Origin of the sequence: Rathayibacter sp. RFBD1, from assembly GCF_002932915.1 — a bacterium.
In the GTDB taxonomy this organism is placed as follows: domain Bacteria; phylum Actinomycetota; class Actinomycetes; order Actinomycetales; family Microbacteriaceae; genus Rathayibacter.
Genome location: NZ_PSWQ01000006.1, coordinates 50,644 through 74,747, shown reverse-complemented (window position 1 = coordinate 74,747; position 24,104 = coordinate 50,644). Strand labels below are relative to the sequence as shown.

Sequence of the window (24,104 nt, the reverse complement as noted above, 5' to 3'; positions counted from 1 at the left end):
GATCAGCGGTCGCGGAGCCCCAGGGCCGAGCGGGCGTCCGCGGGCTCGACGCCCTCGGGGCAGACGATGTCCGAGACGTCGAACGGCGTCGCGCGCGAGAACGGGATCATCTCGATCCCGTCGACGTGGCGCAGCAGCACGAGGCCGCCCTCGCCCTCGCGCAGGCTCCGGCGCACCTGGCGCAGGAAGATGCCGGCCATGTCGAGCTCGACGACGAAGGAGCGGCCGCTCACGTCGATCCGGCAGCCGATGACCGGCTGGGAGCCGACGGAGACGGAGTCCGGCACGCGGCGCGGCTCGATCGGCTGCTCCTTGCGGAGCGTCCGCACCGGGGTGAGGGTGGGCAGGCCGGTCGCTCGCGCGGTGTCCGTCATGGTCGTCTCCGTCCGTCGACGTCCACCGATGGTTCCGGGGACGTCTTCTCGACGGTACTTCGCGTCCCCCGCAGAGGGGACGGGGTTGACGGCCGTGCGATCAGGGGGCAGCGGGGCCCAGGAGCGGCGGAGCTCAGGAGCCCTGGCGCTGCTCCTCGGGCTCCGGCAGGACCGAGAGCTCGCCGTGCATGCTGGCGACGCTGAGCATCTGCTCGATCCACGCGCGGTTGAGCTTGGGCTGGTGCGCCTCGGTGAAGCGGAAGTGCAGCGGCACCGACGGGTGCAGCCAGACGGAGCTCCGGCCGTGTCCGGTGGAGGCGTCCTCCATCCACGAGAGCGAGAAGGCTTCGTTGCGGCGCAGCTTCGAGAGGACGGCGACCTTCAGGTGCGCGAGGACGCGCTCCTCGAATTCGATCTCGAGGTTCTGCGGTCCGTAGATGAGCGTGGCCACGGGCCCCCTTCGTTCATCGGGCCGGCCCTGGCGGACGGCTCCTCGGGGGACGGTATCCGCTCGGACCCCGGTGCGGGGAATCGGGCGGGAGACACGCCGGACCCCCATTGACAGTCCCGCGGACGGGACGTAGCACTGCCGGGCGTGCTGGGCGCCACGTTAGCCGACGCATGTAGCGAGAGTCGATGCTCCGTCGCGGATCTCCCGTCGGCCGGGGCCGGCCCGGGAGCGAGCGCGGGCACCTCCGGCTGCCGGCCGCGCCGCTCCGGATCCCGTCACGGCCCGGCCGGCGCGTCCCACCCCTCCTGCGGAGTCGCGCAGGTGCCGCGGAAGACGTACTGCGACGGCAGCTTCCGCTGGTGGGAGGACCAGTCGATCGCCGGCCGCCGCTGCTCCGGAGGCAGGTAGCCGAGCCGGTACACCGCCATCAGCTCCAGCTCGTCGGGCACGGCGAGCAGCGACTCGATCCGCGCCCACGCTCCCGGCACCTCCATCGGGAACGACACGAACTGGATCCCCATCCCCAGCTCGACCGTGCTCAGCCAGACGTTCTCCATCGCGGCGCCCATGCTGAACACCGAGTAGAAGGAGGAGAGCTCGCCCGGCCGGTACTCGGAGCGGTCGAGCATCACCCCGAGCAGCAGCGGCGATCCCGCGACGAGCCGGCGGTTCTCCTCGCCGAGCGTCTGCGGGACGCGGAGGGAGTTCATCAGGAACTGCCCGCGCTTCGTGAAGACCTGCTTCGTGAAGGGGCGGAGCGGAGCCGGCAGCTTGTCGAACAGCATCCCGTCGCGCCGCCGCTCCATCTCCTCGCTGCTGAAGCGGAAGTAGGGCTTGTAGCGCTCGAAGAACGTGCCGTTCGACATCGCGGTGGTCATGCTCTCGCCGCTGATCGCGGCGATCCGGTCGATCGTCTCGCGCTCCTCGACGAGCACGAACCGCCACGGCTGGCTGTTGAGCTGCGAGGGCGCCCGGCCGGCCACCTCCATCAGGAGCCGCTGGTGCTCCTCGGAGACGGGGTCGGGCAGGAACGCGCCGTTGGTGGTCTTCCGGCGCCGGACGACATCGAGGAACTCCATGCCTCGATCCTGCCCCGATCGATCGCGCAGAGGGGGGAGCGGCGGCGGCCCGGGGCGCGCGCGGTAGCATCGAGGGTCCTGTGCAGGCTCGAGGGAAGCGGTGGAACGGTGAAGACGAGGGTCATCTTCTACCTTCTCGGAGGTGTGTTCGTGCTCGGCGCGGGCATCAACTCGGTCGTGGGCAGCGGCTTCTCGGTGCCGAACCTGCTGACGATGCTCTGCGGCGCGCTGATCCTCGCGATCGCCGGCTGGCAGGCGCTGCGCTCGTACCGCTCCGACCCCGACCGCGACGTCGAGCCCCCGCGCTAGAAGCCGGGGCGCGTCAGCGCAGGGCTGACCCGGCCCTGAGACGCTGGAGCACTCCTCGGCGCCGCGCCGGCCGCCGCGTCCGCCCGAGAGCGGCGAGCACGAACGGAGCCGCCGCCAGCGCGATCGCCGGGTGCCGACGTCCGTGCGTCCCCGCGAAGGGGATCACCGCCAGCGGGACGGCGGCGGGAGCCAGCGCGGACGCGGCGCGGGGGTCCGACCGTCGCAGCGTCGCCCAGGCCAGAGCGGTGAGCGTCGACGTGCAGATGTAGAGCGCGTGATGGATCCAGTGCCAGCGGCCCGTGCGGAGAGCGCCGGTGGCGACGGCGCTGCCGAGGGCGCAGTTGGCGGAGTAGCTGACAGCGGCGGCGCGCAGCCAGAGCGGACCGGAAGCGCTCACCCTCCGCCGCGTCCTCACACCTCGCCCCGCGCGAGCAGCAGCCGGTAGGGCGCCGCGCGCTCGACCCGCCACCCCTCGGGCGCCACCGCCCGCAGCTCGCCGGCGGTGAAGCTGCGTCGCACAGACAGCGACCCGTCGTAGTGGAGGAACGAGCCGGCCGCGATCGGTCGCGTCGCCAGCAGGTAGGCCGTGTAGGCCAGCCGCGAGCGCTCGATGTCGTTGTGCAGTGCGCGCGGGGCCAGGCGCTCGCTGTCGGCGAGCAGGTCGGCGAGCGACTCCGGCGACAGGTGGTGCAGCACGTGGTTGGAGGTCACCAGGTCGAAGTGCTCGCCCTCGGCGACCAGGTCGGCGCTGCTCGCGCGGCGGAACTCGACTCCGGGCGGCGCGGGCGTCGACGTGGCGAACGCGGAGGCGCGCTCGTCCGGATCGACGGCGGTGATCGCCAGGCGGAGGCCGTCCTCGCGGGCCCAGCCGGCGAGGGAGCGGGCGACGTCGCCGCCTCCGGAGCCGATGTCGAGGAGGCGGAACGGCTCGTCGGGCCGCAGCAGCGGACGCAGGCGCGAGCGGTAGAGGCCACGCCACCCCGAGACCAGCCGGTTCACGGTGCCGAAGCGGGCGTAGGTGGCGTCGAGCAGGGTGCGGTCGCAGTCCGGGTCGTCCATCAGCTCCTGCTCGGAGACCTCGCGGTGGCGCAGGTCCGGCGCGAGAGGGGCTCGCGGAGTCACTCCCCGCCCCGCTTGGTGAGCAGCGCGAGCTCGACGGTGAGGCCGGGGCCGAACGCCATCGCGCCGATCCGCTCGCCGTCGGCCGCCTCGCCGTGCAGCAGGCGCCGCAGGATGAAGAGGACGGTCGCGCTCGACATGTTGCCGTTGGTCCGCAGCACCTCGCGCGACGGGGCCAGCTGCTCGTCGCTGAGGGCGAGCGAGGCCTGCACCTTGTCGAGGATGCTGCGGCCGCCGGGATGGATCGCCCAGCGCTGCACGTCGCTCCGCTCGACCTCGGCGCCGGCCAGCAGCGGGGCGACGGCCGCCTCGATGTTCGCTCCGATGATCGAGGGCACGTAGGTGCTCAGCCGCATCGAGAAGCCGTGGTCGCCGATCGTCCACGCCATCTCGGTCTCGCCCTCGTCGGTGAGCGTCGTGGCGAGCGCGTCGAGCTCGAGCACCGGGGTGCCGGGCGCGGCCTCGCGGGCGGTGACGACGGCCGCCGCACCGCCGTCGGCGAAGACGGAGGTCGCGACGATCTGCTCCGGGTCGTTGGAGCTCGTGAGGTGGATGGTGCACAGCTCGACCGCGACGACGAGGACGACCGCCTCCGGGTCGGCCTCGCAGAACTGGCGGGCGGCGCGCAGGCCGGGGAAGGCGCCGTAGCAGCCCATGAAGCCGAGGTGGAAGCGCTGCGTCGAGGGCGCGAGGCCGAGGCGGCGGACCAGCTGGTAGTCGGGCCCCGGGGCGTAGAAGCCGGTGCAGGAGACCGTCACCACGTGGGTGACGTCCTCGGGGGTCATCGACGCGGACGCGAGGGCGCGGCGGGCCGCCTCCGTGAAGAGCTCGGGAGCGCGCTCGGTGTAGACGGCGTTGCGCGCGGCCGTCCCCGGGTCGAGCACCAGGCCGCTCCCCGCGTCGTAGAAGACGCTCGCACCCTCCCGCTCGACCCGGTCGAGCTCGTCGACCACCGTGCTGCGGGTGTCGATCCCGGACGCGTCGAAGGCCGCGCCGATCAGGCGGGACCCGAGCCGGGTCATCGCGGGCTGGGACGCGAAGAGGTCGCGCACCTCGGACTGGCGCAGGACCGTGGTCGGCACCGCCGTCTCGATGCTGCGGATGTGCACACTCACCCGCAGGAACCTATCGCGGAATCCTGCGGGTGAGCGGTGCCCTGGAGCGTGATCAGAGGATCGGCTTCCCGCCGGTGACGGCGATCGTCGACCCGCTGATGTAGCTCGCCTCGTCGGAGGCGAGGAGGACGTAGGCGGGGGCCACCTCGGCCGGCTGCCCGGGGCGGCCCAGCGGGACCTGCTCGCCGAACTCGGCGACGGCCTCCTCCGGCATGGTCGAGGGGATGAGCGGCGTCCAGATCGGGCCGGGCGCGACGGAATTGGCGCGGATGCCCTTCTCGCCGAGCGCCTGCGCGAACGAGGCGGTGAGGCTGAGGATCGCCGACTTCGTGGCGGCGTAGGGGAGCAGCTGGTACGACGGCTGGTCGGACTGCACCGAGCTCGTCGCGATGATCGATGCGCCCTCCTTCAGGTGGGGCAGCGCCGACTTCACGAGGTGGAAGTAGGCGCTGATGTTCGTCGCGATCGTGCGGTCCCACTCCTCGTCCGGGATGTCGGTGACGCTCTCGCGGCTCATCTGGAAGGCGGCGTTGCTGACGAGCACCTCGAGGTGGCCGAAGCGCTCGACGGTCTCGGTGACGACGGCGCGGCAGTGCGCCGGGTCCTGCAGGTCGCCGGGGAGGAGCAGCGCCTCGCGGCCGGCCTCCCGGACCCACTTGGCGGTGTCCTCGGCGTCGTCGTGCTCGTCGAGGTACGAGATCGCGACGTCGGCGCCCTCGCGCGCGAACGCGATCGCGACGGCCTTGCCGATGCCGCTGTCGCCGCCCGTGATGAGGGCGACCTTGCCGCTGAGGCGGCCGGTGCCGCGGTAGGTGGTCTCGCCGTGGTCGGCCTTCGGCGTCAGCTCGGCCTCGGTGCCGGGCGGTGTCTGCTCGGGGGATTCCGGAGTCATGACTCTCCCTCTCGTGTCGTCGGTCGGTCCCTCCATGCAAGCGGGTGGGAGGGAGGGGGCGCAGGGGGTTGACGCCCGGACCGCTCCGTCGTGTCGTCAAGCCCGCGACACCGAGGGCTCCCTGGGTCTTGACTGAGCGTGTCGCCCTTCTTCGGGGCGCTCGGCCAGGAGGTTCGACATGAGCACGACAGACAGGGATCCGGCTGACGGCGGACTGCCGCGACGGGCAGAGGGCTCGGCGGCGGGCGGCACGGCGCGCATCGACTCCGCGGGGGATACGGGAGCGGCTGCGGCGACGGACCGCTCCGCGACTCCGGACCGTTCCGCCTCCTCGGACCGCTCCGCTTCGACGGACCGCTCCGCTTCGACGGACCGCTCCGACTCCGCGCATTCGGCTCCCGAGCACCGCGCGCCCGTCGACCCCGACTCCGCCGAGGCGAAGCAGGCCCGTGCGGCCGCGCGCAAGGACATCCACCAGCGCGAGCGCGACCGCTTCGGCGGCTTCAAGATCGGCTGCGCCTTCTTCGGCTGGCTCGCCGCCACCGGACTCGCCGTCCTCCTGACCGCCCTCGTCACCGCGATCGGGGCCGCCGTCATCGGCACCCAGGACGTCACCGGCGACCTCGCGGCCGACCCCGCCGCGTTCGGCTGGGCGGGCGCGATCGCCCTGCTGGTCATCCTCCTCGTCGCCTACTACTGCGGCGGCTACGTGGCAGGCCGCATGGCCCGCTTCAGCGGAGCGAAGCAGGGCGTCGGAGTGTGGGCCTGGGCGGTCGTCGTCGCGATCGTCGTGGGCATCGTCTCGGCGATCACCGGCGGCAGCCAGGCGCTCTCCGCGGTGAGCGGCTTCCCGACGATCCCCCTGGACGCCGGCGACGCCACGGCCGCGGCGGTCGTGACGGCGCTCGCCGCCCTGGTCGTCGCGCTGGTCGGCGCCGTGCTCGGCGGTCTCGCCGGCATGCGCTTCCACCGCCGCGTCGACCGCGAGGGCCTCTCCGGCCTCTCCGTCTGACGCTCCCGTCCCTCCTCCCTCCCCGGAAGCTGCCGCTCCGGTACGCCACGCACGCCGTGTCGCGCACCGGAGGGGCAGCTCACGGAGGGGAGGTAGGGTCCTTCGCGTGACGGGGGAGCGAGGGACGCGGCTGGCGGGCGAGCTGCGGGAGTGGGACGCGGGCGCGCTCGCGGACCTGCGGGACGAGTACCTGGCGTTCCTCGAGCAGCGCGGCGAGTCGGCGCTCGAGCGCGACGGCGGCCCCGAGCACGTCACGGCGAGCTGCTTCGTGCTCTCGCCGAATCTGGCGCAGGTGCTGCTCTGCTTCCACCGCAAGGGCCGGTTCTGGGTGCAGCTCGGCGGTCATGTCGAGCCCGGCGACGACTCCACGGCCGACGCGGCCCTCCGCGAGGCGCGGGAGGAGAGCGGAGCGGCACGGCTGCAGCCGCTCGGCGTCCTGCCCCTCGACCTCGACCGGCACGCGCTCGGCGACGGCTTCGGCCGCTGCTCCCGCCACTGGGACGTGGGCTACGGTGCGATCGCCGATCCTGACGCTCCGGTGAGCGTCAGCGACGAGAGCGACGACGTGTCCTGGTGGCCGGTCGACGCGCTGCCCGCCGAGGTGCCGCCGGGGTTCGCCGAGCGGCTGGCCGGGGCGCTCGCCGCGGCGCGTCTCCTCCGCGGTGCGGGGTCGCTCGGCGGCTGACCGAGGCCCGCCTCCACCCACTCCGCGTCCCGGCAGCGCGCCTGCGACGAGTCCTCCCCGTGACTCCGGCGCCGTGCGGCACGATGGGGCGATGAGCAGCACCGCTGACCCCGTCGTCGTCCTCGCCGGTGCGAGCGGATTCCTCGGGACGGACCTCACCCGTCGCTTCACGGCCGACGGCTGGACGGTGCGGAGGATCGGCCGCTCCGGGCCGGACGCGCGCTGGGGCGACACCGTCGGCATCACCCGCGTGCTCGACGGTGCGCGCCTCCTGGTGAACCTGGCCGGCAAGAGCGTCGACTGCCGGTACACCGCGGCGAACCGCGCCGAGATCCTCCGCTCGCGCGTGGCGACCACCGCGGAGCTGCACCGCGCGGTAGCGGCGGCCGCGACTCCTCCTCCGGTCTGGATGAACGCGAGCACGGCCACGATCTACCGGCACGAGGAGGAGCGGGCGAACACCGAGGACGAGGGCGTGCTCGGCGAGGGCTTCTCGGTCGACGTGGCGCGGGCGTGGGAGTCGGAGTTCTTCGCCGGGGAGACGCCCGGCGTGCGGCGCGTGGCGCTGCGGATGTCCATCGTGCTCGGAGACGGTCCGGCGACGGCGATCCTGCTGCGGCTGGCGCGGCTCGGGCTCGGCGGTCCGCAGTTCGACGGGCCGTGGCCCTCGACGCGCGCGCGCCGCGAGGCCGGCGTGCACCACGAGCACCGGCGTACCCGCGGCCGTCAGCACTTCAGCTGGATCCACGTGGAGGACGTCCACCGGTCGATCCGCTTCCTCGAGGAGTCGACCCTCGACGGGCCGGTGAACCTCGCGTCGCCGAATCCGAGCGACAACACCGAGCTCTCCCGGCTGCTCCGCGCCGCCGTGGGCCGCCGGATCGGCGTGCCGGCCCCGCGCTTCGTCCTCGAGCCCGCGACGCTCCTGCTCCGCACCGAGTCCGAGCTCCTGCTCAAGTCCCGCTGGGTCGTGCCCGCCCGCCTCGAGGACGACGGCTTCACCTTCGCGCACCCCCACCTCGCCGAGGCCCTCCGCACCCTGGCCTGACCCGCCCCCCGCGAGGCGACCGACCTCCGCCGCGAGCCCGTGTCGCGGAGGTCCGAGTCCGAGTGCGGATCCAACCGACCCCCGGCCACCCTCGAGGCGTCGACCGAGACGCGTGCCGAGCGTTTCGGATGCGCCGATCGCTCACCGAAACCCGGCCATTCTCCCAGCCGACTGCGCCACGCCGCGCGGGGAGCGGCGTGGCCGACATCACGCTGAGGTCGCGCTACTGCGCGACCTTCGCCGCGATGTCGCTCCGATACAGCCCGCCGTCGAGGTGGATCAGGTCGAGCGCGCGGTACGCCCGCTCCCGCGCCTCGGCGAAGTCGGCGCCGCGTGCGACGACGTTGAGCACGCGGCCGCCGGTGGCGACGAAGCTCCCGTCGACCAGCTGGGTCGCCGCGTGGGCGATGGTGACGCCGGGGACGTCCGCCGCCGCGTCGAGTCCGGTGATGGTCCGTCCGGTGACGGCGTTCTCGGGGTAGCCCTCGCTCGCGAGGACGACGGTGACGGCGACCTCGTCCGTGAACGCGGGCCACGGGACGGAGGCGAGCGCGCCGGTGGCCGCCGCGTGCAGCAGCGCGGACAGCGGGGAGGCGAGGCGCGGGAGGACGACCTGAGTCTCGGGGTCTCCGAAGCGGGCGTTGAACTCGATCACGCGCAGGCCCGCGTCGGTCACGATGAGGCCGCAGTAGAGGAGTCCGACGAAGGGGGTGCGCTCGCGCTCGAGCTGGCGGATGGTCGGGATGGCGACCGTGTCGATCACCTCGTCGACGAAGGCGCGCTCGCTCTCCCAGAGGTCGGCGAGCCAGGGGAGCGGGGAGTAGGCGCCCATGCCGCCGGTGTTCGGCCCCTCGTCGCCGTCGCTCAGGCGCTTGAAGTCCTGCGCGGGGGAGAGGGGGACGACGTCGTGGCCGTCGGAGAGGAGGAAGAGGGAGACCTCCTGGCCGGCGAGGAACTCCTCGATGAGGACGTCGCCGGACTGCAGCCAGAACTCGGCGTGCGCGATAGCCGCGCTGCGCGACTCCGTCACCAGGACGCCCTTGCCCGCGGCGAGGCCGTCGGCCTTGACGACCGAGGGGAGTCCGTACTCGTCGATGGCGCGGGTGGCGTCGACCAGGGTGGAGACGCGGGTTGCACGGCCGGTGGGCACGCGGGCCATGTCCATCACGCGCTTCGCGAAGGTCTTCGAGCCCTCGAGTGCGGCGGCGGCCCGGTCGGGGCCGAAGGTGGGGATGCGGCGCTTGCGGAGCGCGTCGGCGACTCCGGCGACCAGGGGCGCCTCGGGGCCGATGACGACGAGCTCGATGCCCTGCTCCACCGCGAAGTCGCTGACCAGCCGGGGGCTGTTCGTGTCGAAGTGGATGACCTCGACGTCGCGCGCGATGCCGGCGTTGCCGGGCGCCGCGATGATCTCGTGGTGCTCCTCCTCCGCGAGGAGAGCCGTGATGATGGCGTGCTCACGGGCACCCGAACCGAGGACGAGGATCTTCACCCTGACAGGATAGGGCGCCCCGCCCCGGGGCTGGTCCCTGTGACGTCCTCCTCCGCAGGGCGGCGCTGCGGACGCCGACACGCCGGGCGGAGCCCCGCGGGAGGCCTTCGGGAGCGAGCGGCGGCGGCAGGATGGGTGCATGGCCAAGGGCAGGATCGACGAGGCGAGCGGGCAGTCCGCGGTGCGGGCGGCGCTCGCCGGAGGAGCGGACCGGAACACGACGGCGACGGCGGTGCGGTTCCTCCTGCAGATCATCGAGACGAACGTCCCCGGACGCAGCGTCGAGGTGCGCGTTCCGCCGTTCGGCGCGGCCCAGTGCGTCGAGGGACCGGGCCACACCCGCGGGACTCCGCCGAACGTGATCGAGATGGACGCGGCGACCTGGCTGCCGCTCGCGACCGGCTCCCTGCCGTGGAGCGAGGGCCTCGCGAGCGGGCGGATCCACGCCTCCGGAGTGCGCGCGGACCTCACGCCGTTCCTCCCCATCCTGCGCGTCAACTGAGCGTCGGCGAGTTAACTTCTCGTAAACGCGGCGGCGAGCCGTCGTCGGATCGTTTGACCTGGGGTCCGCCGTCGGGTTGTCTGGGAATAACCCCCTCACGCGGCACGAATCCTCTCCGGATCCACCGCTCGATGCTTGGAGTCCCCTTCACGATGCGCAGTACTTCCCCGGGCCGACGCGGCCTCACCCGACTCCTCTCCGCGACCGCCGTCGGCGCCGTCGCCGGAGCGGCCCTCCTCGGCGCCACGCCCGCCGCGGCGGCCGAGGGCGATGTCGCCATCGACATCCTCTCGATCAACGACTTCCACGGGCGGCTCGCCGCCGACCGCGCCGTCGCCGGAGCCGCCGTGCTCGCCGGTGCCGTCGACTCCTACCGCGCCGCCAACCCGAACACGCTGTTCGTCTCGGCCGGCGACAACATCGGCGCCTCGACCTTCGTGTCGAAGGTGCAGGGCGACATCCCCACGCTCGACTCGCTCAACGCGATGGGCCTCGACGTCAGCACCCTGGGCAACCACGAGTTCGACCAGGGCCGCGCCGACGTCGACGGCCGCGTCGTGGACGCCTCGGCGTTCCCCTACGTGAACGCGAACCTCTACGACACCGCGACCGGCGAGCGCGCCTACTCCCCGTACGTGATCACCGAGCAGGACGGCGTCTCCGTCGCCTTCATCGGCGCGATCACCGAGGACCTCGGCAAGCTCGTCAGCCCCGCCACGATCTCGACGCTCTCCATCGAGCCGATCGCCGAGAACGTCAACGAGGTCGCCGCGCAGCTCCAGGACGGCGACGCCGCCAACGACGAGGCCGACGTGGTCGTCCTGCTCCTGCACGAGGGAGCCGACGCCGACGCGGCCGAGCTGAACACTCCGGAGGCGGACCCCAAGTTCGGCGCGATCGTCAACGCGGTCGCCCCGAACGTCGACGCGATCGTCTCGGGCCACAGCCACCAGGAGTACGACGCGGGCATCGACGCGGGCCGGGCCTTCCCGACCGTCGTGTCGCAGACCGGCAGCTACGCCGAGAACATCGGCCGCATGTCCCTGACCGTCGACCCGGCGACCAAGCAGCTCACCTCGCTCACCAGCGAGGTCGTGCCGCTGACGAAGGTCGTCGACGACCCGACCTCCGACGACCCGGCCAAGACGATCGTCGTCGGCGCCTTCGAGCCCGACCCCGAGGTCGAGACCATCGTCGCCGACGCCCAGGCCGTCGCCGTCCGCGAGGGCAGCGTGAAGGTCGGCACCATCACCGAGGACATCTCGCGCGCCTACCGCCCGGACGGCACCACGACCAACCGCGGCTCGGAGTCGACCCTCGGCAACCTCGTCTCGGACGCCCAGCTGTGGGCCACCCGTGAGCTCGGCACGCAGATCGCCTTCTCGAACGCGGGCGGCCTGCGCGACGATCTGTCCTACACCGCGACTCCGGACCAGCCCGGCGACGCGGACGGCGTGGTCACCTACGCCGAGGCCTCCGACGCCCAGCCCTTCGCGAACACCCTGGTGACCCTGCAGCTGACCGGCGAGCAGATCTCCGACCTGCTCGAGGAGCAGTGGGTGGGCAGCTCCAGCCACCCGCAGCTGAACCTCTCCACCTCGAAGGACCTCACCTACGTCTTCGACGCGACGGCGCCCGAGGGCTCGCGCATCTCGCAGGTGTTCTTCCAGAACGAGCCGATCGACCCGGCCGCGACCTTCACCGTCGTGACCAGCAGCTTCCTCGCGAGCGGCGGCGACGGCTTCAGCACCTTCACCGAGGGCACCGGCACGGCCGACTCCGGCCGCATCGACCTGGACGCCTTCGTCGGCTACATCCAGGACCTCGGCACCGTCAGCCCCGACCCCGTGCAGCGCACGATCGGCCTGACCGACAACGTCCCGGACTCGGGCGAGTACGCGGTCGGCGACACCATGACCGTCGACCTCTCCTCGCTCCTGTTCAGCACCGGAGCCGCGGCCGACACCACCGTGACCGCGAGCGTCGACGGCACCGTCGTCGGCACCGCGACGATCGATCCGACCCGGGCCGTCACCGACGACTCGACCGGTCGCGCCTCGTTCTCGGTCCCGATCGACGAGAGCCTGGCGGGCGGCGCGCACACCGCGACGTTCGCGCTCGACACCACCGGCACCGAGATCAGCGTCGGCTTCGCCGTCGCGGCCGGTGCCGGAGCGGGCACCCCGACTCCCGGACCGACCACGGAGCCGACGCCCGCGCCGACCACGCCGCCCACCACGGGCCCCGCGCCGACGCCGACCACTGCTCCGGTCGCCGGCTCGCACCACCTCGCCGAGACCGGAGTGGACGCGACCCCCGCGTTCGCCGCAGGGATCGCCGCTCTGCTGCTCGGTCTGGGCATGACGGTCGCGCGCCTGCGCCGCCGCACCGCCGCGAAGTAGCCGCACCGCGCGCACGACGGGCCCTCGACTCCGGTCGGGGGCCCGTCGTCGTGTGCGGGGCGAGCCGATGGTCGACCCCCGGGAGCCGCGGCGGGGAGGCGCTCCCCGAGGAGCGGCACCAGCCCCCGGAGACGCGAGAACGCCGCCTCCCGGTCGGGAGACGGCGTCGGAACGCGATGAGGTGCTGTCGCGGAGCGGCGGGGCTCAGTGCTGCGCGGGGACCTGACGGTAGCCGTCGCGGCTGGCGACGAGCACCGTCGACACCGTGCCCCATGCGGCGAGGCCACTGAGGACGACGAGGATTGCGATGCTCATGAGTGTTCTGCCTTTCGTTGCGGCGGCTTCTGATCGATCCGCCGGGATGCTGTGTACAACGTCCAGTGTCCGGCCGCGTGTTCCGTAGGACAATCGAACTGTTCTTGCCCTGACGTGTAGTTTCTCTACATGGACGTGCGACGGCTGGAACTGCTCCGCGAGCTCTCGATGCGCCGCTCGATCACGGCCGTGGCGGAGGCGACGCACCGCACGCCCTCCGCGGTCTCGCAGCAGCTCAAGGTGCTCGAGCGCGAGGCCGGCGTGCCGCTGATCGAGCGCTCCGGCCGCGGCGTGGTGCTTACGGCGGCGGGACGCGAGCTCGCCCGGAGCGCCACCGAGATCGCGATCGCGCTCGAGCGGGCCGACGCCGTCTGGCAGACGTTCAAGAACAACCCGATCGGCGAGGTCACCATCGCGACCTTCCCCACTGCGGGCCAGATGCTCCTCCCGAACGCGCTGGTCGCGCTCCGCAGCGTCGAGGGACTCGTCGTGCAGTGCGAGGACGCGGACCCCGGCACCGACGAGTTCGCCGACCTGACCGCCGACTTCGACATCGTGCTCGCCCACTCGCCCACCGGCAGAAGCGCCTGGGCCGGTCGCGGCCTCGCGATGGCGGAGCTGATGATCGAGCCCCTCGACATCGGCCTGCCGGCCGGGCACCGCCTCGCGGACCGGGCGACGGTCTCGGCGGCGGATCTGGTCGGCGAGACCTGGATCGGCGTCCCGGACGGGTTCCCGTTCGAGCGCGTGATGCAGGACATCGAGACCGCGTCCGGCGAGGCGGTGCGGGTGGAGCAGCGCTTCGCGTCGACCCGCGTGACGGAGGCGTTCGTCGCGGCGGGCCTGGGCATCGCGGTGCTCCCGCGCTACACGGCGGGCGGCGCGGGAGTGGTGGTGAAGCCGCTCCGCGGGGTGAACTCCGTGCGGCACATCGTCGCGCTGATGCGGCCGGATCGGGCGGAGCGGCTCTCGGTCCGCACCGTCGTCCGCGAGCTGCGCGCGCAGGCGGGCCGGCTCGTGCACGCGCTCTGAGCGATCACGGTGCCGTGCCCTCGCCCGCGCGGGGGAGAATGGAGGCATGAGCGATCCCGCCCGCCCCGAGGTCACCCGCGAAGAGGTCGACGTCCGCCGCTCCCCGCGCGTCTGGCGCATCCTGACCCTCGGCGTCGGGCTCGGAGCGATCGCGGCCTTCGTGCTGACCTTCGCGCTGCCCGAGACGCAGGGCTTCTCCCGCGGGCAGGTCTTCGGCTTCAGCCTGCTGCTCTTCGTGACGCTGTTCGGCGCTCTCGCGGGGCTCGTCGTGGTGCTGCTCGACCGGGTCGTCGGCCGGAAGGTCGTCCGGACCACCGCCGAGCGGATCGTCGAGCGCGAGGACGCGGCCGAGGAGCCCGTGGCCGAGGAGGCCCTGCCCGACGCGCGGACGACGTCCGACGAGGACGACCCGCAGACGGGATCCGACCGGGTCTAGCCGGCGGAGGCGGGCCGCCCTGCGGCCGCTGCACTCCGCCCTGCGCTGAGGGTCCCGCCCGCGGCTCGCGCTCGCGGACGGGACCGCGGCGTCAGCGTCCCCGGCGCGACGAGGAGCGGCGGCTGCTGCTCGCGCTGGACGTCGGGCGCTTGGCGGCGGCGCGCTTGGCCTTCTGCGACTTCGAGATCTTCTTGGCCACGAAGGTGAGCAGGAACGGAAGGATTCGGTAGATCACGGGGGACTCCTCGGGTGCATGCGCGCGGGGCCGCGCACCCTCCGATCATGGAGCGGCGCACGGATCCGCGGCACCCGTTGCGCCGCGCCCAGCGCTGTGCAGAGCTCAGCTCAGCTGCGTGCGCTCCACCCAGTCGAGGTACTCCGGGGTGACGGTGCCCGTGACGTACTCGCCGGTGAAGCAGCTGGTCTCGAGGTCGGTGACGTCCGAGCCCTCGAGGATCGCCGCCTTCATGTCGGCGACCTCCTGGTAGATCAGCTGGTCGGCGCCGATCGCCTCCGAGATCTCGGGGATGCGGCGGTTGTGGGCCACGAGCTCCTGGCGCGAGGGCATATTGATCCCGTACACGTGCGGGTAGCGCACGGGAGGCGCGGCGGATGCGAAGGTGACCGTGTTCGCGCCGGCCGCGCGGGCCATGTCGACGATCTCCTTGGAGGTGGTGCCGCGGACGATCGAGTCGTCGACGATCAGGACGTTCTTGCCCTTGAACTCGCTCGACATCGCGTTGAGCTTCTGCCGCACCGACTTCTTGCGGACCGCCTGCCCGGGCATGATGAACGTCCGGCCGACGTAGCGGTTCTTGTAGAAGCCCTCGCGGTACTCGATCCCGAGCTTCTGCGCGACCTGCATCGCGGCGGGGCGGGAGGAGTCGGGGATCGGCATGACGACGTCGATCGCTCCGCCCGGGGTGTACTGCGCGATGGTGTCGGCGAGGCGGTCGCCCAGGCGCAGGCGCGCCTCGTAGACCGAGATGCCCGACATCACGGAGTCGGGGCGGGCGAGGTAGACGTACTCGAACGAGCACGGGATGAGTCGCGGGTCCTTCGCGCACTGGCGGCTGGCCATCCGGCCGTCGGGAGTGATGAAGACCGCCTCGCCGGGAGCGACGTCGCGGACGATCTCGAAGCCCTGCGCCTCGAGCACGAGCGACTCGGAGGCGACGACCCAGTCGTCCGGCGCCCCGGTGTTGCTGCGGCGGCCGACGATGAGCGGGCGGATCCCGAAGGGGTCGCGGAACGCCAGCAGCCCGACGCCGGCGATCAGCGCGATGGTGGCGTAGGAGCCCTCGACGCGCTCGTGCACGCGGGCGACGGCGTCGAACACCTCGTCGGCGTCGAGGTCGCGGCCCGACATCGAGGCCTGCAGCTCGTTCGCCAGCACGTTGACCAGCAGCTCCGTGTCGGAGGTGGTGTTGAGGTGGCGGCGGTCGATGCGGAAGAGCTCCTCGGTGAGCTCGCGCGTGTTCGTGAGGTTGCCGTTGTGGACGAGGATGATGCCGTACGGCGCGTTCACGTAGAACGGCTGGGCCTCCTCCTCGCGCTCGGCGTTGCCCTTCGTCGCGTAGCGCACGTGGCCGAGGCCCATGGATCCGAGCAGCGAGCGCATGTCGCGGGTGCGGAACGCCTCGCGGACCTGTCCCGCGGCCTTCTTGATGTGCAGAGTGCTGCCGTCGGCGGTCGCGATGCCGGTCGAGTCCTGGCCGCGGTGCTGCAGGAGGGAGAGGCTGTCGTAGATGGACTGGTTGACCGGTCCGGAGGACACGATCCCAACGATTCCGCACATGCCGGAGGGGCTCCCAAGGGGATAGCAGGGGGGTTTGACGGTCCATCCTGGCACGCGGGGGACTCATCCCCTAATGGTTCGCCGTGGGCGGATCCGTGGTCGCGGGGGTGCTCAGGGCGGGGCCGACCGGCGGATCGGCCGGGCGGTCGGTCGGGGAGCCGCGCGGCCGCTCAGCTGCTCGGAGCCGTCCAGGCGCCGGCGAGGCTGCGGTCCAGGACGCGGCGCCAGCCCTGCGGAGCCGCGGACTCGCGGCTGGTCGTGCCCGCCATCCAGAGCAGGGCCATCAGGTCGTCGTGGGTGAAGTCGGGGGAGAGGGATCCGTCGCGGTGGGCGGCCTCGACGAGATCCCGGCCGAGCTCGATCGAGCGGTCGCAGGCCTCGATGAGGGCGACTGCGTCGGGGAAGCGGCGCAGCATCGCGTCGTTGAGGGCGGGGTCCTCCAGCTGGAGGTCGATCATCCCGGAGACGAAGCGCTCCAGGCGTCCGCGGGAGGACCGCTCGGCGAGAGCGCGCTCGGTCAGGCCCTTCAGCTTCTCGCCGGCGACGGCCGGGACGACGGCGTCGATGAGCTCCTCACGGGAGCCGACGCGGTTGTAGAGGGTGCCGATGCTCACGCCGGCGTGACGGGCGATGTCCTCGAGGGGGGCGGCCAGGCCGCGGGAGCCGAAGACCTCGAGGGCGGCGGCGTGCAGCTTCTCGACGTTCCGCTGCGCGTCCCGGCGCAGGGCCTTCTGCTCGTCCACGTGATCCTCCCGATGATCTTGAGGTGCCACTCAACTTATGGCGCAATGATTCTTGAGGCTGACCTCAACTTAGCAGCCCCGCTCATCGCGCCCCGGGGCGCACGACGACAGGACCCCCATGCCCCTTCTCACCGTCATCGGCGCGGGCCCCGGCCTCGGCCTCGAGATCGCCCGCGTCTTCGGCCGGGCCGGCTTCACCGTCGCCCTCGTCTCGCGGAACCAGGAGAAGCTGGACGGCCTGGCCGCCCGCCTCGCCGAGGAGGGCATCGAGGCGACGGGGTTCGCCGCCGACATCGCGCAGCCCGAGACCCTGACCGCCGCGCTGCGGGCGATCCGTGCCGACCTCGGTCCGATCGACGTCCTCGAGTTCTCCCCCGCCGACTCCGCTCTCACCCCGGTCGGCGTCCTGGACGTCACGCCCGAGAACCTGCAGCCGCAGATCGACTTCTACCTCGGCGGCGCGCTCCGCGCCGTCGGCGAGGTGGTTCCGGACATGATCGCCGCCGGCAGCGGGACGATCCTCGTCACCACCGGCGGCGGCTCCGTCGCCCCGCACGCGGCGCTGGCGAACATCAACATCGCCGCCGCGGGCCTGCGGAACTGGGTCCTCAACCTCCACTCCGCGCTCGAGCCCCGGGGCGTCTACGCCGCCCACGTGGCGATCACCGCGCTCATCGACGGCGGCCACCCGGACGCGGCGGCCGAGGTCATCGCCCGGTCCTACCTCGACCTCCACCGCAGCCGCGACCGCGCCGAGCTGCACTACGTCGCCTGGGACGCGTGACCGCGGGCGCGGAGCGGGAGCCGCCGGTGCGGCGGACCCGGATCCGCGCCGCGGCGGGAGAGGGCAGTCGGTAGGGTCGTCGCGTGAGTGATGAGACGAGCAGCTACGCCCGCGCAGGAGTCGACACGGCGGCGGGGGACCTCGCCGTCGAGCTGATGAAGTCGGCGGTGTCGGCGACGCACGACAGCCGGGTCCTCGGCGGGGTCGGCGGCTTCGCGGGCCTGTACGACGTCTCCTTCCTCCGCGACTTCCACGCCCCCCTCCTCGCGACCTCGACCGACGGCGTCGGCACCAAGGTCGCGCTCGCCCAGGCGATCGACAAGCACGACACCATCGGGCAGGACCTCGTCGGCATGGTCGTCGACGACATCGTCGTGGTCGGCGCCCGCCCGTTCTTCATGACCGACTACATCGCGTGCGGCAAGGTCGTCCCGGCCCGCATCGCCGACATCGTCGCCGGCATCGCGCGCGCCTGCTCCGAGACGGGCACCGCGCTCGTCGGCGGCGAGACGGCCGAGCACCCGGGCCTGCTCGGACCCGACGACTACGACGTGGCGGGCGCGGCGGTCGGCGCGATCGAGGCCGACCAGGTGCGCGGCGCCGACCGCGTGCGCGACGGCGACGTCGTGGTGGCGATGGCCTCCTCCGGACTGCACTCGAACGGCTACTCGCTCGTGCGCCACATCCTCGCCGAGCGCGGCATCGGCTTCACCGACCGCTCCGAGGAGCTGGGCGGCGTGGTCGGCGAGGTGCTGCTGGAGCCGACCCGCCTCTACACCCGGCCCCTCCTCGACCTGCTCGACGACGCCGAGCTCGGCCCGGCCGTCCACTCCATCAGCCACGTCACCGGCGGCGGGATCGCGGCGAACCTCGCGCGGGTGCTGCCGCGCGGCTCCTGGGTCGAGGTCGAGCGGGCGAGCTGGAGCCCGTCCGACGTGTTCCGCGCGCTCGCCGGGATGTCCGGCGCGACGCTCGAGAGCACCGAGGGCACCTGGAACCTCGGCATCGGCATGTTCGCCGTGGTCGCGGCGGAGGCGGCCGACGGCGTGATCGCACGCCTCGAGCGCTCGGGCGTCCCGTCGTGGGTCGCGGGCCGCGTCTCGACGGCCGCGCGCGGGTTCGAGGGCTTCGAGCAGGGCGCGAAGGGCGTCGACGGCGGAGCGGTCCGCCTGGTCGGGTCCTACGCGGGCTGATCCCCGGAGGCGCCGCGGATCAGCGCGGTGCGGCGTGCGCGCGCTCCCAGGAGTGCTCGTGCCGAGTCAGCAGCCACGAGCCCGCAGCGCAGAGCGCGCAGGCGGCCGCGGTGGCGAGCAGGGCGGTCGCCCAGGTCGGGGCGTCGCGGCTGACGAGCAGGTTCGCACAGGCGACCAGCACGCCGAGGCCGGCGCCCGCGCTGGTGCCGAGCACGAACGGGCCGTCGCGGCGGCTCGCGACGCGCACCGCGACCATGCCGGCGACCGCTCCCGCGCCTCCGACGACTCCGATGCCCGCGCCGGAGGCCGCTCCCATGAGCAGGCCGAAGCTCACCAGCCCGGGCGGGCCGTCGGCGGCGAGGACGCCGGGCAGGTAGAGGACCAGGGCGACGGCGGCGCCGACCGCGCCGCCCACCAGGATCGCGCCGACCAGCAGGGCGGCGGTGACGTAGCCGACCCGCGCGACAGGCCGCGCGGATCCTCCGGGTTCGAACATTCGCGGCTCCATCGACGCGGCCCGCGGGGCAGCGGGCGGTCCTCGGACAGTACGCCCGAACGCCCCTCGGCGGAACCGTCGCCGGGGATCGGCGGGGCTAGCGCCGGAGGGTCTCGCTCGGGAGCTCGCCGAACCGCGTCGCGTAGTGCTGGGCGAAGCGGCCGCCGCTGATGAACCCCCAGCGTGCGGCGACGTCGCCGACCACCAGCGAGCCGATCGATCCGGCCGAGAGCTCCTCGTGCGCGCGCTCGAGGCGGACGTCGCGCAGGTAGTGCCGCGGGGTCTCGCCGAAGGCGCGCTGGAACGCCAGCTGCACGCCGCGGACCGTGAGCCCGGCCGCGTCGGCGATGTCGGCCACTCCGAGGGGCAGATCGGCGTTGGCCTGCACGAACTCCACGGCCCGTCGGAGGCGCCGAGCGCTGACCGAGGGCGGCACGGCCGGCAGCGGGGCGATGCGGTGGGCGAAGGTCTGCAGGGCGGCGAGCGCGGCGATGCGGGCGACGCCGTCGCGCTGCAGCACGGTGGGCGTGTGCGGGGAGGCGAGGGTGTCGCGCAGGAGCCGGATCGCGGCCCACCAGGCGGTCGTGTCGCGCGCCACGGGGGCGAACCGCAGCGGGCCGGGCTCGGTGCCGTGCAGCTCGGCGGCGATCGCCTCGAGGTGGGCGGCCTCGAAGTGCACGAGCGCGTCGCGGTACTCGAGGGCCTCGAAGCCGAAGGGCCGGCCGCTCGGGAACATGGCCGGGCGGCCGACGACGAGGCGGTGCTCGTCGCGCCCCAGGTCGAGGGAGGCGCGCCCCGCGGTCAGCCAGAGGGCGACGTAGACGTCGCTCGGGGCCACCGTGCCGCGCACCCGGCCCAGGAAGGAGGCGGAGTGGAGGCTCACGGGCCCGGGCCCGGTCGTCGTGTAGCGGAACGCGAACGGCACGACCGAGCGCTCGGCCCGGAAGCCGGAGCCGTTGTACGAGCCGGCGTAGAACTCGCGCGCCTCGTCGAGGTCGCTCCCGCGACGCTCCGACTGCCACACGGGCAGCCGTGCGGGCGGGGAAGTGCTCATCCGGTCAGTGTCCCAGGGGGCACCGACATTCTGCACTCAGTGGCGGAAAGCGGGAGAACGTGCTCAGCCGAGCGACCCGCGCTCCAGGTCGGGTCCCTCACCCGCCGGATTCCCGTCCGCACGCGAAACGGGGCCGCCCCGAGGGAGCGGCCCCGATTCACGGGAGGAGTCACGCACGCTTCTGGTGCGGCTCCTCGACGAGGTCCGTGTCGTCGCCGTCGTCCTCGGCGTCGATCCACTTCGAGTAGTCCGGCTCGTCCGGGTGGCTGAGCTCGCGCTCGAGCGCGCTGTAATCGACCGCCGGGCTGAACGACTTCAGCTCACGGGCGATCTTGGTGTTCTTCGCCTTCTGACGGCCGCGCCCCATGGGTGACCCCCTCACGATGACAGGCCAGACGGGCAGTGAGCCGGCTGGGGAAAAGAGCAGACAGGGAAAGTTGAAATCTACGCGGTAGTTTAGCAGACGGGGGACACGCCACCCCGGGCCTCGATCTGCCGGACGGCCGCCCATCCTCGACCGCGTCAGGAGCACCGTGGACAGCGTCGCCCCACCGCGTCCCGTCGTGGTGATCGGCGCGGGCCAGGCGGGTCTGTCCGTGGCCTACTACCTGCGCCGTCTCGGCCTCGTCCCCGGGCGCGACCTGATCGTCCTCGACCGCGGTCCGGAGCCCGGCGGGGCCTGGCAGTTCCGCTGGGAGGCCCTGCGGCTCGGCTCCGCGCACCGCGTGCACGATCTCCCGGGCATGGAGCGGATGGGGCTCTCGTTCCGCACGGCCGATCACCGGCGACCGGCACGGGACGTGGTCCGCGAGTACTACGGGCGCTACGAGGAGGAGCTCGGTCTCGAGATCCGCCGTCCGGAGTCGGTGCGGCGCGTCACGAGTGCGACGCCGCACGACACGGGGTCGCCGCTCGTCGTCGAGTCCGACCGCGCGGTCGAGCGCGCGAGCCTGCTCGTCAACGCGACCGGCACCTGGGGATCGCCCTTCGTCCCGCACTACCCCGGGCGCGACCGCTTCCGCGGCGTGCAGATCGACCCGACCGAGTACGTCCGCGCCGAGGACTTCGCCGGGAAGCAGGTGCTCGTGGTCGGCGGCGGCACCTCGGCGATCGGCTTCCTGCTGGAGCTCGAGCGGGTGGCGCGCTCGCTGACGTGGGCGACGCGGCGACCGGTGGTCTACCACGACGGCGAGCAGCTGGCGATGGAGTCGGCGGTGGAGGCGGTGGCCGAGCAGGACCGCGCCGCCCGCGCAGGCCTGCCCCTCCCGAGCATCGTCGGCGGCACGGGCGTGCAGCGCACCCGCCGGGTGGTCGCCGGGATCGAGCGCGGGCTCCTGCACGAGCGGGGGATGTTCTCGTCGATCGAGGAGGAGGGCGTGCGCTGGCCGGACGGCTCCTTCACGCGCGCCGATGCGATCATCTGGGCGACGGGCTTCCGGCCGGAGCTGCGCCACCTCGCTCCGCTCGGGCTGCGCGAGCGCGAGGGCGGCATCGCGGTCGCCGACGGAGCCTCGCTGACGGATCCGCGCGTCTTCTTCGCCGGCTACGGCCCGACGGCCTCGACCATCGGGGCGAACCGCTCGGGCCGGCGCATCGCGCGCGCGGTCGTGGCGCGCCTGCCCTGAGCGCGCCTGCCCTGAGCCGGCCTGATCTGAGCCGGTCCGCCCTGAGCGGCGCGGCGCCTCAGATCCTGCCGTCCCAGTCCACCGGCACCACGGAGCCGCGGTAGCGGATCCCGTCCACGCGGATCGGCCCGGCGAGCGCGGGCGAGAGCGGCGCGACGACCAGGGTGTCGCCTCCGGGAGCGAGCCCCAGCGCCGCCGACAGCACGGCGACGGAGGCGGCCGCCGACCAGGCCTGCGGTCGGCAGGCCGCCGGGTACGGCACCGGCGCGTGCACCTCGGCGGCGGGGTCGCCCGAGTGCAGCTCGGGCATCCGGTAGCCGAAGCCCTCGGCCGCGGCGATCAGTCCGCGCGAGAGGGTCGTCGCCTCCGCCCCGAAGCCCTCCCGGGCGAGCCCGGTGACGGCGATCGCGGTGTCGTGGGCCCAGACGGAGCCGCCGTGGTACGACAGCGGCCAGTAGCCGCCCGAGCCGGTGTCCAGGGTGCGCAGGCCGAAGCCCGAGTCGAGCCCGGGGGAGACCAGCAGCTCGGCGACCCGGGCGGCGTGCTCGGGGGAGAGGATGCCGGTGCCGAGGAGGTGGCCGAGGTTGCTGGTGATCGTGTCGACCGGGCGCCCGGCCGCGTCGAGCGCGATCGCCGGGTAGCCGCCGTCGGCGTCGTCGATCCAGAACGCCTCCGCGAAGCGCGCCTTCAGCGTCGACGCCGCCTCGCGCCACTCCGAGCCGTCACGGCCGAGGTGCTCGAGCAGCGCCGCTCCGCCGACCATGGCCTCGTGGGCGTAGGCCTGCACCTCGCAGAGCGCGATCGGACCCTCCGCGAGCGTGCCGTCGCGCCACTGGATCGAGTCGCCCGAGTCCTTCCAGCCCTGGTTGGCGAGGCCGTGCCCCGTGGTGTCGACGTACTCGAGGAACCCGTCGCCGTCGGAGTCGCCGTCGTCGCGGAGCCAGCGCAGCGCCGCCTCCAGAGCGGGCAGCAGCTCCTCGACCTCGTCGTCCGGGAGCCCCCAGCGCCAGGCGTCGTGGAGGAGGCAGACCCAGAGCGCGGTGGCGTCGACCGTGCCGAAGTAGAGCGGGGGCAGCGAGACGCCCTCGCCGGGGATCTCGAGGGTCGTGGCGCGCAGCTCGTGCATGATCCTGCCCGGCTGCTCGGCGGTGTCCGCGACGTGGCGGGTGCCCTGCAGGCCGGCCAGGACGCGGAGGGTGGAGGCGGCGATCCCGGTCCCGAGGGGGAGGAGCATCCGCGCCGCCCAGATCGAGTCGCGGCCGAAGAGGGTGAAGAACCACGGCGCTCCCGCGGCGAGGAAGGGCTCGCCGGGGCGCTCCACGGTGACCATGCGCAGGGCGTCGAGGTCGTCGAGCGCGGCGCGGCACCAGGAGGCGAGGCGGGAGTCGCCGGTCTCGAGCGCGGTCCCCGCCCATTCGGCCGGTCCGGACGCGGCGGCGACCACGGCGGAGGCGTCCTCCGCGGCGACGCTCCACACGACCTCGACGCTCCCGCGGGCCGGGACCACGACGCTCCAGGTGAGCACCGTGCCCGAGATCGAGGCGCCGGGCGCGCGCAGCTCGGCGCGGACCGGGCCGTGGGTCCAGTCGAGGCCGCCGTCCACCGGAGCGGTCGCGAAGGAGGGCTCGTCGCGGAGCCCCGCCTTCACCACGTGCACGAGCGAGAAGTCGGGGTCGAGGGTCAGCTCGACGGTGGTCGCGACCTCGTCGGGGAGCGCCGACTCGAGGCGGATGCTCTCGCGGACGCCGCCGGCGGAGACCTCCCGCGAGCGGACCACGCGGATCCGAGGGTCCGCGGCGGCGTCGTCGAGATGGCGGGCGAGCGCGGTGAAGCGGGCGGAGGAGGCGCCGTCGCGGCCGGTCGCGATCGCCTCGAGCGCCGCGCCGCCCACGCGGAGCGAGGCGCCCGCGAGCACGCGCACGTCGCCGAGGTAGAGCCCGTGCACGGGGCGGGAGCCGACCTCGCCCGCCTCGTCCGACCACAGCTGCACGGGTGCGCGGAGCAGGACGAGGGAGTCGTGGAGGAGGGGCTGGCGGGGCGGGGTCTGTCGGTCGTCGCGCTCGGTCGTCACGGTCGACTCCTCACTGGATCGTCGGTGCTGGGGGCGTGCCGCCGATCGTCCTCCGCCGGCTCCGGGAGTGCCGGAGC

At 73.4% G+C, this 24,104-nt stretch carries 26 protein-coding genes; 11 read left to right on the top strand and 15 right to left on the bottom strand.

All coding sequences use genetic code 11. The features are described 5' to 3' along the window. Positions 1-2 precede the first annotated feature (2 nt). From C5D50_RS02870 to C5D50_RS02860, 3 genes are all read right to left on the bottom strand, one after another. The gene (locus C5D50_RS02870; protein WP_104223778.1) at positions 3-374 is read right to left on the bottom strand and encodes a hypothetical protein; all 372 of its coding nucleotides are present in this window, start codon (positions 372-374) and stop codon (positions 3-5) included. Positions 375-507: 133 nt separating this feature from the next. Then, the gene (locus C5D50_RS02865; protein WP_244229547.1) at positions 508-825 is read right to left on the bottom strand and encodes a hypothetical protein; all 318 of its coding nucleotides are present in this window, start codon (positions 823-825) and stop codon (positions 508-510) included. Between the two features lie 275 nt (positions 826-1,100). Next, the gene (locus tag C5D50_RS02860; RefSeq protein WP_104233823.1) at positions 1,101-1,904 is read right to left on the bottom strand and encodes a nitroreductase family protein; all 804 of its coding nucleotides are present in this window, start codon (positions 1,902-1,904) and stop codon (positions 1,101-1,103) included. Between the two features lie 108 nt (positions 1,905-2,012). Here C5D50_RS02860 and C5D50_RS02855 point away from each other — a divergent pair, with 108 nt between their 5' ends. Next, a complete protein-coding gene (locus C5D50_RS02855; RefSeq protein WP_104223776.1) occupies positions 2,013-2,213 on the top strand; it encodes a hypothetical protein in 201 nt (66 codons plus the stop codon). Between the two features lie 13 nt (positions 2,214-2,226). On the opposite strand, the gene C5D50_RS02850 is transcribed toward C5D50_RS02855, so the two are convergent. The 4 genes from C5D50_RS02850 to C5D50_RS02835 are packed head-to-tail and all read right to left on the bottom strand — an operon-like array spanning position 2,227 to position 5,339. Next, entirely contained in the window at positions 2,227-2,610 is a 384-nt protein-coding gene (locus C5D50_RS02850; protein ID WP_104282661.1) for a hypothetical protein, read from the bottom strand. Between the two features lie 14 nt (positions 2,611-2,624). After that, complete coding sequence (locus C5D50_RS02845) at positions 2,625-3,335, bottom strand: class I SAM-dependent methyltransferase (protein ID WP_258069538.1); 711 nt, start codon at positions 3,333-3,335, stop codon at positions 2,625-2,627. Then, positions 3,332-4,447, bottom strand: coding sequence for a type III polyketide synthase (locus C5D50_RS02840; protein ID WP_104250783.1), 1,116 nt, complete (start codon positions 4,445-4,447; stop codon positions 3,332-3,334). The genes C5D50_RS02845 and C5D50_RS02840 overlap by 4 nt, the downstream gene beginning before the upstream one ends. A gap of 52 nt (positions 4,448-4,499) precedes the next feature. Beyond that, on the bottom strand, positions 4,500-5,339 hold the full coding sequence (locus C5D50_RS02835) for an SDR family oxidoreductase (protein WP_104233826.1): 840 nt from the start codon (positions 5,337-5,339) through the stop codon (positions 4,500-4,502). Positions 5,340-5,517: 178 nt separating this feature from the next. Between C5D50_RS02835 and C5D50_RS02830 the strand changes: the two genes are divergently transcribed. The 3 genes from C5D50_RS02830 to C5D50_RS02820 all read left to right on the top strand — a co-directional run bounded on the left by C5D50_RS02830 (position 5,518) and on the right by C5D50_RS02820 (position 8,084). Next, positions 5,518-6,351, top strand: coding sequence for a hypothetical protein (locus C5D50_RS02830; protein ID WP_244229549.1), 834 nt, complete (start codon positions 5,518-5,520; stop codon positions 6,349-6,351). A gap of 106 nt (positions 6,352-6,457) precedes the next feature. Further along, on the top strand, positions 6,458-7,036 hold the full coding sequence (locus C5D50_RS02825; protein WP_258069537.1) for an NUDIX hydrolase: 579 nt from the start codon (positions 6,458-6,460) through the stop codon (positions 7,034-7,036). Between the two features lie 91 nt (positions 7,037-7,127). Next, a complete protein-coding gene (locus tag C5D50_RS02820; protein WP_104288925.1) occupies positions 7,128-8,084 on the top strand; it encodes an epimerase in 957 nt (318 codons plus the stop codon). Positions 8,085-8,307: 223 nt separating this feature from the next. Here C5D50_RS02820 and purD read toward each other — a convergent pair whose 3' ends face one another. After that, positions 8,308-9,576 carry a phosphoribosylamine--glycine ligase gene (gene purD / locus C5D50_RS02815; protein ID WP_104250785.1) on the bottom strand — a complete coding sequence of 423 codons (1,269 nt, stop codon included), beginning with the start codon at positions 9,574-9,576 and terminating at the stop codon, positions 8,308-8,310. A 139-nt stretch (positions 9,577-9,715) separates the two neighbouring features. On the opposite strand from purD, the gene C5D50_RS02810 reads away from it, so the two are divergent. The 4 genes from C5D50_RS02810 to C5D50_RS02795 all read left to right on the top strand — a co-directional run bounded on the left by C5D50_RS02810 (position 9,716) and on the right by C5D50_RS02795 (position 14,263). Continuing rightward, a complete protein-coding gene (locus C5D50_RS02810) occupies positions 9,716-10,078 on the top strand; it encodes a sterol carrier family protein (RefSeq protein WP_104282657.1) in 363 nt (120 codons plus the stop codon). Positions 10,079-10,230: 152 nt separating this feature from the next. After that, positions 10,231-12,480 carry a bifunctional UDP-sugar hydrolase/5'-nucleotidase gene (locus tag C5D50_RS02805; RefSeq protein ID WP_104282656.1) on the top strand — a complete coding sequence of 750 codons (2,250 nt, stop codon included), beginning with the start codon at positions 10,231-10,233 and terminating at the stop codon, positions 12,478-12,480. 444 nt (positions 12,481-12,924) lie between these two features. Next, the gene (locus C5D50_RS02800; protein ID WP_104223768.1) at positions 12,925-13,827 is read left to right on the top strand and encodes a LysR family transcriptional regulator; all 903 of its coding nucleotides are present in this window, start codon (positions 12,925-12,927) and stop codon (positions 13,825-13,827) included. A gap of 46 nt (positions 13,828-13,873) precedes the next feature. After that, complete coding sequence (locus C5D50_RS02795; protein WP_104250788.1) at positions 13,874-14,263, top strand: hypothetical protein; 390 nt, start codon at positions 13,874-13,876, stop codon at positions 14,261-14,263. 91 nt (positions 14,264-14,354) lie between these two features. On the opposite strand, the gene C5D50_RS16465 is transcribed toward C5D50_RS02795, so the two are convergent. The 3 genes from C5D50_RS16465 to C5D50_RS02785 all read right to left on the bottom strand — a co-directional run bounded on the left by C5D50_RS16465 (position 14,355) and on the right by C5D50_RS02785 (position 16,804). Beyond that, positions 14,355-14,498, bottom strand: a complete 144-nt coding sequence (locus C5D50_RS16465) for a hypothetical protein (RefSeq protein ID WP_181028791.1) — start codon at positions 14,496-14,498, stop codon at positions 14,355-14,357. A 105-nt stretch (positions 14,499-14,603) separates the two neighbouring features. After that, entirely contained in the window at positions 14,604-16,061 is a 1,458-nt protein-coding gene (gene purF / locus C5D50_RS02790) for an amidophosphoribosyltransferase (protein WP_104223766.1), read from the bottom strand. 170 nt (positions 16,062-16,231) lie between these two features. After that, a complete protein-coding gene (locus tag C5D50_RS02785) occupies positions 16,232-16,804 on the bottom strand; it encodes a TetR/AcrR family transcriptional regulator (protein WP_104282655.1) in 573 nt (190 codons plus the stop codon). 118 nt (positions 16,805-16,922) lie between these two features. Here C5D50_RS02785 and C5D50_RS02780 point away from each other — a divergent pair, with 118 nt between their 5' ends. Then, on the top strand, positions 16,923-17,588 hold the full coding sequence (locus C5D50_RS02780) for an SDR family NAD(P)-dependent oxidoreductase (protein WP_104282654.1): 666 nt from the start codon (positions 16,923-16,925) through the stop codon (positions 17,586-17,588). 83 nt (positions 17,589-17,671) lie between these two features. Beyond that, positions 17,672-18,781: a phosphoribosylformylglycinamidine cyclo-ligase gene (purM, locus tag C5D50_RS02775; protein WP_104282653.1), complete on the top strand. Its 1,110-nt coding sequence runs from the start codon at positions 17,672-17,674 to the stop codon at positions 18,779-18,781. A 19-nt stretch (positions 18,782-18,800) separates the two neighbouring features. Here the strand turns inward: purM and C5D50_RS02770 are convergent, their stop codons facing one another. The 3 genes from C5D50_RS02770 to C5D50_RS02760 form a co-directional block, all read right to left on the bottom strand. Beyond that, the gene (locus C5D50_RS02770) at positions 18,801-19,277 is read right to left on the bottom strand and encodes a hypothetical protein (RefSeq protein ID WP_104256048.1); all 477 of its coding nucleotides are present in this window, start codon (positions 19,275-19,277) and stop codon (positions 18,801-18,803) included. A 97-nt stretch (positions 19,278-19,374) separates the two neighbouring features. Next, entirely contained in the window at positions 19,375-20,331 is a 957-nt protein-coding gene (locus C5D50_RS02765; RefSeq protein ID WP_104282652.1) for an AraC family transcriptional regulator, read from the bottom strand. A 169-nt stretch (positions 20,332-20,500) separates the two neighbouring features. After that, on the bottom strand, positions 20,501-20,698 hold the full coding sequence (locus tag C5D50_RS02760) for a DUF3073 domain-containing protein (protein WP_097167615.1): 198 nt from the start codon (positions 20,696-20,698) through the stop codon (positions 20,501-20,503). Between the two features lie 166 nt (positions 20,699-20,864). On the opposite strand from C5D50_RS02760, the gene C5D50_RS02755 reads away from it, so the two are divergent. After that, complete coding sequence (locus C5D50_RS02755; RefSeq protein WP_104226818.1) at positions 20,865-21,956, top strand: FAD-dependent oxidoreductase; 1,092 nt, start codon at positions 20,865-20,867, stop codon at positions 21,954-21,956. Between the two features lie 58 nt (positions 21,957-22,014). Here the strand turns inward: C5D50_RS02755 and C5D50_RS02750 are convergent, their stop codons facing one another. After that, entirely contained in the window at positions 22,015-24,027 is a 2,013-nt protein-coding gene (locus C5D50_RS02750; RefSeq protein ID WP_104247389.1) for a glycogen debranching N-terminal domain-containing protein, read from the bottom strand. Positions 24,028-24,104: the final 77 nt, after the last annotated feature.

Excerpts from the sequence above, each read along its gene's own strand:
- C5D50_RS02870 (WP_104223778.1), bottom strand. The coding sequence starts at position 374 with ATGACGGACACCGCGCGAGCGACCGGCCTGCCCACCCTCACCCCGGTG.
- C5D50_RS02860 (WP_104233823.1), bottom strand. The coding sequence starts at position 1,904 with ATGGAGTTCCTCGATGTCGTCCGGCGCCGGAAGACCACCAACGGCGCG.
- C5D50_RS02835 (WP_104233826.1), bottom strand. The coding sequence starts at position 5,339 with ATGACTCCGGAATCCCCCGAGCAGACACCGCCCGGCACCGAGGCCGAG.
- C5D50_RS02830 (WP_244229549.1), top strand. The coding sequence starts at position 5,518 with ATGAGCACGACAGACAGGGATCCGGCTGACGGCGGACTGCCGCGACGG.
- C5D50_RS02820 (WP_104288925.1), top strand. The coding sequence starts at position 7,128 with ATGAGCAGCACCGCTGACCCCGTCGTCGTCCTCGCCGGTGCGAGCGGA.
- C5D50_RS02810 (WP_104282657.1), top strand. The coding sequence starts at position 9,716 with ATGGCCAAGGGCAGGATCGACGAGGCGAGCGGGCAGTCCGCGGTGCGG.
- C5D50_RS02805 (WP_104282656.1), top strand. The coding sequence starts at position 10,231 with ATGCGCAGTACTTCCCCGGGCCGACGCGGCCTCACCCGACTCCTCTCC.
- C5D50_RS02800 (WP_104223768.1), top strand. The coding sequence starts at position 12,925 with ATGGACGTGCGACGGCTGGAACTGCTCCGCGAGCTCTCGATGCGCCGC.
- C5D50_RS02795 (WP_104250788.1), top strand. The coding sequence starts at position 13,874 with ATGAGCGATCCCGCCCGCCCCGAGGTCACCCGCGAAGAGGTCGACGTC.
- purF (WP_104223766.1), bottom strand. The coding sequence starts at position 16,061 with ATGTGCGGAATCGTTGGGATCGTGTCCTCCGGACCGGTCAACCAGTCC.
- C5D50_RS02780 (WP_104282654.1), top strand. The coding sequence starts at position 16,923 with ATGCCCCTTCTCACCGTCATCGGCGCGGGCCCCGGCCTCGGCCTCGAG.
- C5D50_RS02770 (WP_104256048.1), bottom strand. The coding sequence starts at position 19,277 with ATGTTCGAACCCGGAGGATCCGCGCGGCCTGTCGCGCGGGTCGGCTAC.
- C5D50_RS02765 (WP_104282652.1), bottom strand. The coding sequence starts at position 20,331 with ATGAGCACTTCCCCGCCCGCACGGCTGCCCGTGTGGCAGTCGGAGCGT.
- C5D50_RS02760 (WP_097167615.1), bottom strand. The coding sequence starts at position 20,698 with ATGGGGCGCGGCCGTCAGAAGGCGAAGAACACCAAGATCGCCCGTGAG.